The following is a 6,285-nucleotide window of genomic DNA, read 5'->3' as shown; positions in this document are numbered from 1 at the left end:
TAATAGAACTAATATAACAATAAGAATTAGTAATGATAATAAGTATAGTGGTAAATTTGCTTTAACAAGCTCTAAAGAAGAAACTTGTATAGTACCAGATATTTCTTCTGTGTATCCAGGTAATGAAAATGTTAGTTTAACTTCCTTATTACCACTAAGCTTCCAAGCATCTTTTACATCTTGAGTGTAAGAAATAGAAGCATTTTTATCATTAAAATCATTTTTATAGTACTCTACATCTTGATTTAAAATTATAGGAGCTGTTATTTGTTTTTCAGGACCAAAAAACCTAAATGCTTTATATGTTAAGTTAATAGTTCCAACTTCATCATTAGCACTCTTATAGACTTCCTTTTTAGCTAAATATCCATAATTAGCTATTTTTTCAGTGTCCTCAAATACATTAAGCCCAGTTGCACCATATTCAGATTTCAAAACAACAGTAACTAAATCTCTGCCATCTCTTTCATAAAAGCCAACAAAACAATGCCCAGCTTGATCTTCAGTTCCTGTTTTACCCCCTATATTACCATTTTTACCAAGTATTTTATTTCTTGATTCGATTATTACAGGAGTACCTGACAAATTAACACTAAGCTCACCAGTTTTAGGTGCCATAGTTTCTCTAATCCAATCATTTTTAAAAGCAGCAATTCCTATTTGTGCTAAATCATAAGCAGTAGTTTGGTTTATTTCAGTATTTGTAGGGTTTAATGGATCGATTTCTAATCCAGAAGGATTAACAAAATGTGTATTTTTAAGCCCTAAGTCATTAGCTTTTTCATTCATCATAGTTATAAAATTATCTACTGTTCCACCAACTGATTCTGCCATTAAATAAGCCGTATCATTAGCAGAGAAGATCATTACAGCTTTCATTGTATCTTCTGCTGAAATTTTGTCACCAGAATTTATCTTCTTATATCCATTTAATGAAGTTTCTGTAACCTTTAAAACAGTATCAGTAAAGGTTAGTGAATCTGATTTTGACTTATTTTCTGCAAAAAGCAATGCAGTCATAAGCTTAGTAGTACTTGCAGGTGATAATTTTAAATCTGCATTTTTTGAATAAATAACTTCACCTGTATTAATATCGATTGTTATAGCAGCTTCCCCAATAATTTCTGGAGATTGGATATTTGTCTCTTGTGCACTAACCTTATTAGCAAAAGGAGCTAATAATGAAATAGAAAGAGCAACTGCCAGCGTCTTTAATAAATTTTTTCTTTTCAATTTCATCTCCCCATTTCTTAAATATTTTTATGTATATAAGTTGTAATAAATGCTATACAGCAACTGATTATATTACAGTTACATAATTATATAGATTTCTAATTGAAGTATAAATAACAATTAAAAATTCAACTTTTAAATTACACATTTTATACACAACTTAAAGTATAACATCTACATTACATAATAACAACATAAAGAACATTTGTTAAGTGGTTTAATTTACATATAATATAATCTTAATAATTGCATAAAATAACATTATAAGTAGGAGGTGGTTAATATAAAAAGGTTTAACAAATATAGTAGTATTTTTATGATTTTTTTACTTATTAGTATTATAAATTATATCCCTGTATTAGCATTACATACAGATAAGGAAATAAAAACTGTATATTTAACATTTGAAGACGGACCTTCAGCAAATATAACTAATAAAATAATTAATACATTAAATGAAAATGATGTAAAAGCGACCTTTTTTGTTGTAGGGGATTCAGCTAATATATATTCTTATATAATAAAAACTTTAAGAAAAAGTAATATGTGTATAATGCCACACTGCAATATACATGATTATAGTTATCTATATAAAAGTGAAGAAAATTATTTCAATGATTTAGATAAATGTAAGAAGACTATAGAAAGTATAACTGGAGAAGGTAATTTGAGTTTTATAAAATTGTTGGAATGTCCAAATAATTCTCAAAATAAAAAAGAAGTGTTATCTAGAATACAACAAAAAATAATAAGTAATGGAGAATATTATATAGGGCATACTATAGCTATAGGAGATGAAAAATCAAAAGATATATCCTCAGAATTTGTAAACTCTAAGTTAAGGGATGAGGCTGGATTAAATAAGGTTGAGGTAGTTCTTATGCATGATTGTAGCAATCAAACTATTATTGCTGAAACGCTTAAAGATGTTATAAACTATTACAAAGAAAAAGGATATATATTTAAAACATTAAATGAAATGGATTCATGGGAAATTAATTATTTAAAAGAAAACAAAGTACTAAATAAAGAGTAATAAAAGCTAAGGCAAACTATCAAAAGCTACTAATAGTTTGCCTTGAATTTATTTTTTATTCTCTAATCTTTTTATCATAACATCTTTAGCTTTAAGCTCTAGAGTATCGTCTATAGGATCTAAAACAACATTCTCATACTTCTTATTTAAAGCTATAGTTAGGAATCTATCTGCAAGTTCTGGATTTTTTGATAATAATGATCCATGAAAATAGCTGCAAAAAGTATTCTTATATATACAACCCTCATTTCCATCTTCACCGTTATTTCCGTACCCATGTAAGCACTTTCCTAATGGCTTCAATCCGTTTGTGTAGGTTCTACCAGAATGATTTTCAAAACCAACATAAGTTTCATTAAAATCTTCATTGTATATAACTGTGTTTCCGATAAAACGAGTATCTCCCCCCTCGGAATAGATATCAAGTATTCCTAATCCATCAATTTTTTCACCATTTGGAGCTATGTAATATTTTCCAAGCAATTGATAACCACCACAAATAGCAATAACTACTTTTTCATCTTCAATATATTTTTGTAAGTTAGGTTTTTTTATAGTTTTTAGATCATTAGAAACGATTGATTGCTCAAAATCTTGACCGCCGCCAAAAAATAAAATATCTGTATTTTCTGAATCAAATTCATCATTTAGCGAAGTGTTAATTATATTAACCTTTATTCCTCTTTGTTCAGCTCTATGTTTAAGTATTAGAATATTACCAACATCTCCATAAACATTAAGTAAGTCAGGATAAAGATGACAAATATTTAATTCCATTTATAGACCTCCTTATTTACCAAAGTTTTTTAATGTAACCTTTTGAATGAAGATATTTTCTAAAGTTAATCATAGCAGTATAGGTAGCAAGAACATAAATCTTATCATTTTTACTACTTTTAATCTTTTCTGTTAAGTCTTCAAAGGTTTCTTCAATTATGAAAGTATCTTTATTCAATCCAGCCACATTAAGTCTAACAGCCATATCATAACATCTTATACCAGAAACAAATACTTCATCTATATTAAGATCATGAAGCTTTTCAAAGTCAACATCCCATATCCAGGAAACATCAGTACCATCAGCGTAGTTATCATTTAAAAGAAATGCCGCAGCAAAAGTATCTTTATTTAGACACAGTGTATCTAAAGCTTGATTATATCCTGCAGGATTTTTGACTAAAATGATTTTTACATCTTTATCTTCAATATTTAATGCTTCTTGTCTTCCAAAACTAGAATCTTGATTCTGTAATGATTTTTTTATTGAATTGTCATTTATTCCAAGTTCTTTAGTTACAGCATAAGCACAAAGGCCATTATAAATATTATAAACTCCTGATTGGCTTATAGTAATTTCTAAATCATTGAGTTTTACAGTTGAGCTATCAGGTGTTAGTTCTAAAACTTCATTTACTGCATATTCTAAATCAGCTCTTTTAAATCCACAGCCTGTACAGTAGAAATCACCTAAATGATTATATGTAATATGATTATATTCATAAGGAGACTTACAGAATTTACAGAACTTAGCATCTGCATTTATTTCTATCTCTTTATTATTTCCTATGCTAGCATTAAAACCATAAAACACAGTTTTATTTTGAAGCTCAAGTTTACCTAAAAGAGATTCATCTCCATTTAAAACTAAAGTAGTATTAGGAGAAAGATGAATTCCTTCTAATATTTTGGATAAAGTAGTATAAACTTCACCATATCTATCTAGTTGGTCTCTAAAAAGGTTTGTCACAGTTATTATTTCTGGATTAATATATTCAGTTATATATTTTAAGTTAGCTTCATCAACTTCAATAACTGCATATGAATTTTCGACTTTCTTAAAGAACTTATAGTTATCAATGAAGGTTGTAACTATTCCAGGAAAAAGGTTTGCACCAGTATTATTAGTAATAACCTTATTTCCATTTTCTTTTATAATATTATAAATCATGCTAGTTGTAGTAGTTTTACCATTAGTACCTGTGATTAAAACTACATTGTAGCCTTTTGATACCTTTGAGAGTATATTTTTATCTATTTTTAAGGCCACTTTTCCAGGAAAGGTTGTTCCCCCTTTTAGTATTGTCTTTGTTAGAAAAATTGTAATTTTTGAAGCTATAATGCTTATTATTGATTTAATACTAATCTTTTTCACCACCTTATAATACTTATCCAATATTATATACAATAATATTAATAGATAATCAAAAAATAAAAAAATTGATTTTAACTATGAATAGTATATCATAACTTTATATACTTACAAATAAGGTTATTATAAGATTTTATTAATTATTGAAGTTTGACTGTTATAGATATAAGAGAGATAATATAATTAATAATTGAATGGAGGAATTAATATGGAGAATTTTATTTTTAAGAATAAAAATGGAATAGATATTAGTTGCTATAGATGGAGTAATAAATCAGAAAATACTAAAGGAATTATTCAAATAGTTCATGGAATGTCAGAATGGGCAGGAAGATATGAGTATTTCGCAAATAAACTTACACAAGAAGGATATACAGTTTATGCTCATGATCATAGTGGGCATGGAAAAAGTGTAAAGAATTTAGATAAACTAGGATTTATAAACAAAGAAAATAGATTTTATTCAATGCTTGATGATATAAGAATGTTAAATGAAATTATTAAAAAGGAAAATAAAGAATTGCCGGTAATATTATTTGGTCATAGCATGGGGTCTTTTTTAAGTCAAAGATATATACAAATTTATGGAGATACTATTGATGGTGTTATTTTATCTGGAAGTAATGGAAAGCCAAAAGTATTTACTAAAGCTGGATTAATTGTTTCTAAAATAGAAATGTTGATTAGTGGAAATTATAAGAGAAGTAAATTTATGGATAAGTTATCATTTGGAAGTTTTAATAATAGTGTTAAAAATCCAAAAACGAATTTTGATTGGCTATCTTCAGATGAAAAAGAAGTAGATAAGTATATAAAGGATAAATATTGTGGATTTATATATCCAACTCCTTTTTACTATGATTTAATAAGAGGGTTATGGGATATACATAAAGATGAAAGCCTAGAAAAGATAAAAAACTTAAATATTCCTATCTATATATTTTCTGGAGATAAAGATCCGGTGGGATATTTTGGTGATGGGGTAATAAATCTTTATGAACAATATAAAGAACTTGGTGTGAAAGATATAAGCTATAAACTATATAAAGATGGAAGACATGAAATGTTAAATGAAGTAAATAAAAATGAAGTTATTGAAGATATAATTATATGGATAAAAAAACTATAAATATACAAATATAGCAAAGAGAAATAAGTACATGTATTTTCCTAGAAAATCATATGTACTTATTTTTTTTGTATAAGCATCTGAGAGAAGGAATAAGTAAACTTATAGAAGCAATTTTTTTATTTATAAAAGTCTTTTAAATTTATTCACATATATAAGGAAATGATGTAAAATTATGTAGTAATAACATATAGTGAGGGAAAAAAATTGGATTATAATAATTTTAGAGAGAGAATTTATTATGTTGATAAGAAAAAATTATTAGTTTATGCATTATTAAGTCTAGCAATGTATAGTTGTTTCGAAATAGCTCTAATATATGATAGTAGAATAATACATGATTTTGTTAAAATATTTAAAATAATATTAGTTATGATATCTCTTATGTTTGCAATGCATTTAAAAAGCATAACTCAAAAGGAATTATATGGAGTACTGAAAATTTTTTTTGTTATACTTTGGACTGTATCTATGATTTTTTCACGCCAAATAGCCAATTTGAAGATGTAAAAATACTATTAAGAAAGGTTGGGTGTGGTACAAACTATGAGTTTAGTATTTTTCATATAGTCATATTATATTATATTATGGCAAAATATAGACTTAATAAAAAAATGATAAATTTATATATTTTGAATATTTTATATTAATATTAATAACGTCAACTATAAACTTCATTAATAATATTACTGATTTGGATTTTATATATAAAATATATTATTTAGTCATTATATTAAT

The 6,285-nt window shown here is 26.2% G+C and carries 6 protein-coding genes; 3 read left to right on the top strand and 3 right to left on the bottom strand.

Annotated elements, in window-relative coordinates; all coding sequences use genetic code 11:
* On the bottom strand, positions 1 to 1,239 hold a 1,239-nt coding region (locus A500_RS08630; protein WP_242835090.1), incomplete at its 3' end, for a D-alanyl-D-alanine carboxypeptidase family protein.
* A 310-nt stretch (positions 1,240 to 1,549) separates the two neighbouring features.
* On the opposite strand from A500_RS08630, the gene A500_RS08625 reads away from it, so the two are divergent.
* Complete coding sequence (locus A500_RS08625; RefSeq protein WP_016207194.1) at positions 1,550 to 2,269, top strand: polysaccharide deacetylase family protein; 720 nt, start codon at positions 1,550 to 1,552, stop codon at positions 2,267 to 2,269.
* Positions 2,270 to 2,317: 48 nt separating this feature from the next.
* Here the strand turns inward: A500_RS08625 and A500_RS08620 are convergent, their stop codons facing one another.
* A complete protein-coding gene (locus tag A500_RS08620) occupies positions 2,318 to 3,046 on the bottom strand; it encodes a type 1 glutamine amidotransferase (RefSeq protein ID WP_016207193.1) in 729 nt (242 codons plus the stop codon).
* A 16-nt stretch (positions 3,047 to 3,062) separates the two neighbouring features.
* On the bottom strand, positions 3,063 to 4,421 hold the full coding sequence (locus tag A500_RS08615) for a Mur ligase family protein (RefSeq protein ID WP_040436681.1): 1,359 nt from the start codon (positions 4,419 to 4,421) through the stop codon (positions 3,063 to 3,065).
* Between the two features lie 205 nt (positions 4,422 to 4,626).
* Between A500_RS08615 and A500_RS08610 the strand changes: the two genes are divergently transcribed.
* Both A500_RS08610 and A500_RS08605 read left to right on the top strand, forming a co-directional pair.
* Complete coding sequence (locus A500_RS08610; RefSeq protein WP_016207191.1) at positions 4,627 to 5,547, top strand: alpha/beta hydrolase; 921 nt, start codon at positions 4,627 to 4,629, stop codon at positions 5,545 to 5,547.
* A 207-nt stretch (positions 5,548 to 5,754) separates the two neighbouring features.
* Positions 5,755 to 6,057, top strand: coding sequence for a hypothetical protein (locus tag A500_RS08605; RefSeq protein ID WP_016207190.1), 303 nt, complete (start codon positions 5,755 to 5,757; stop codon positions 6,055 to 6,057).
* Positions 6,058 to 6,285: the final 228 nt, after the last annotated feature.

This window comes from Clostridium sartagoforme AAU1 (assembly GCF_000401215.1).
In the GTDB taxonomy this organism is placed as follows: Bacteria; Bacillota; Clostridia; order Clostridiales; family Clostridiaceae; genus Clostridium; species Clostridium sartagoforme.
This window is presented reverse-complemented; position numbering and strand designations above follow the sequence as displayed.

Bases quoted from the DNA above. Each gene is read 5' to 3' on its own strand.
- A500_RS08625 (WP_016207194.1), top strand. From the start codon at position 1,550: ATGATTTTTTTACTTATTAGTATTATAAATTATATCCCTGTATTAGCA.
- A500_RS08620 (WP_016207193.1), bottom strand. From the start codon at position 3,046: ATGGAATTAAATATTTGTCATCTTTATCCTGACTTACTTAATGTTTAT.
- A500_RS08610 (WP_016207191.1), top strand. From the start codon at position 4,627: ATGGAGAATTTTATTTTTAAGAATAAAAATGGAATAGATATTAGTTGC.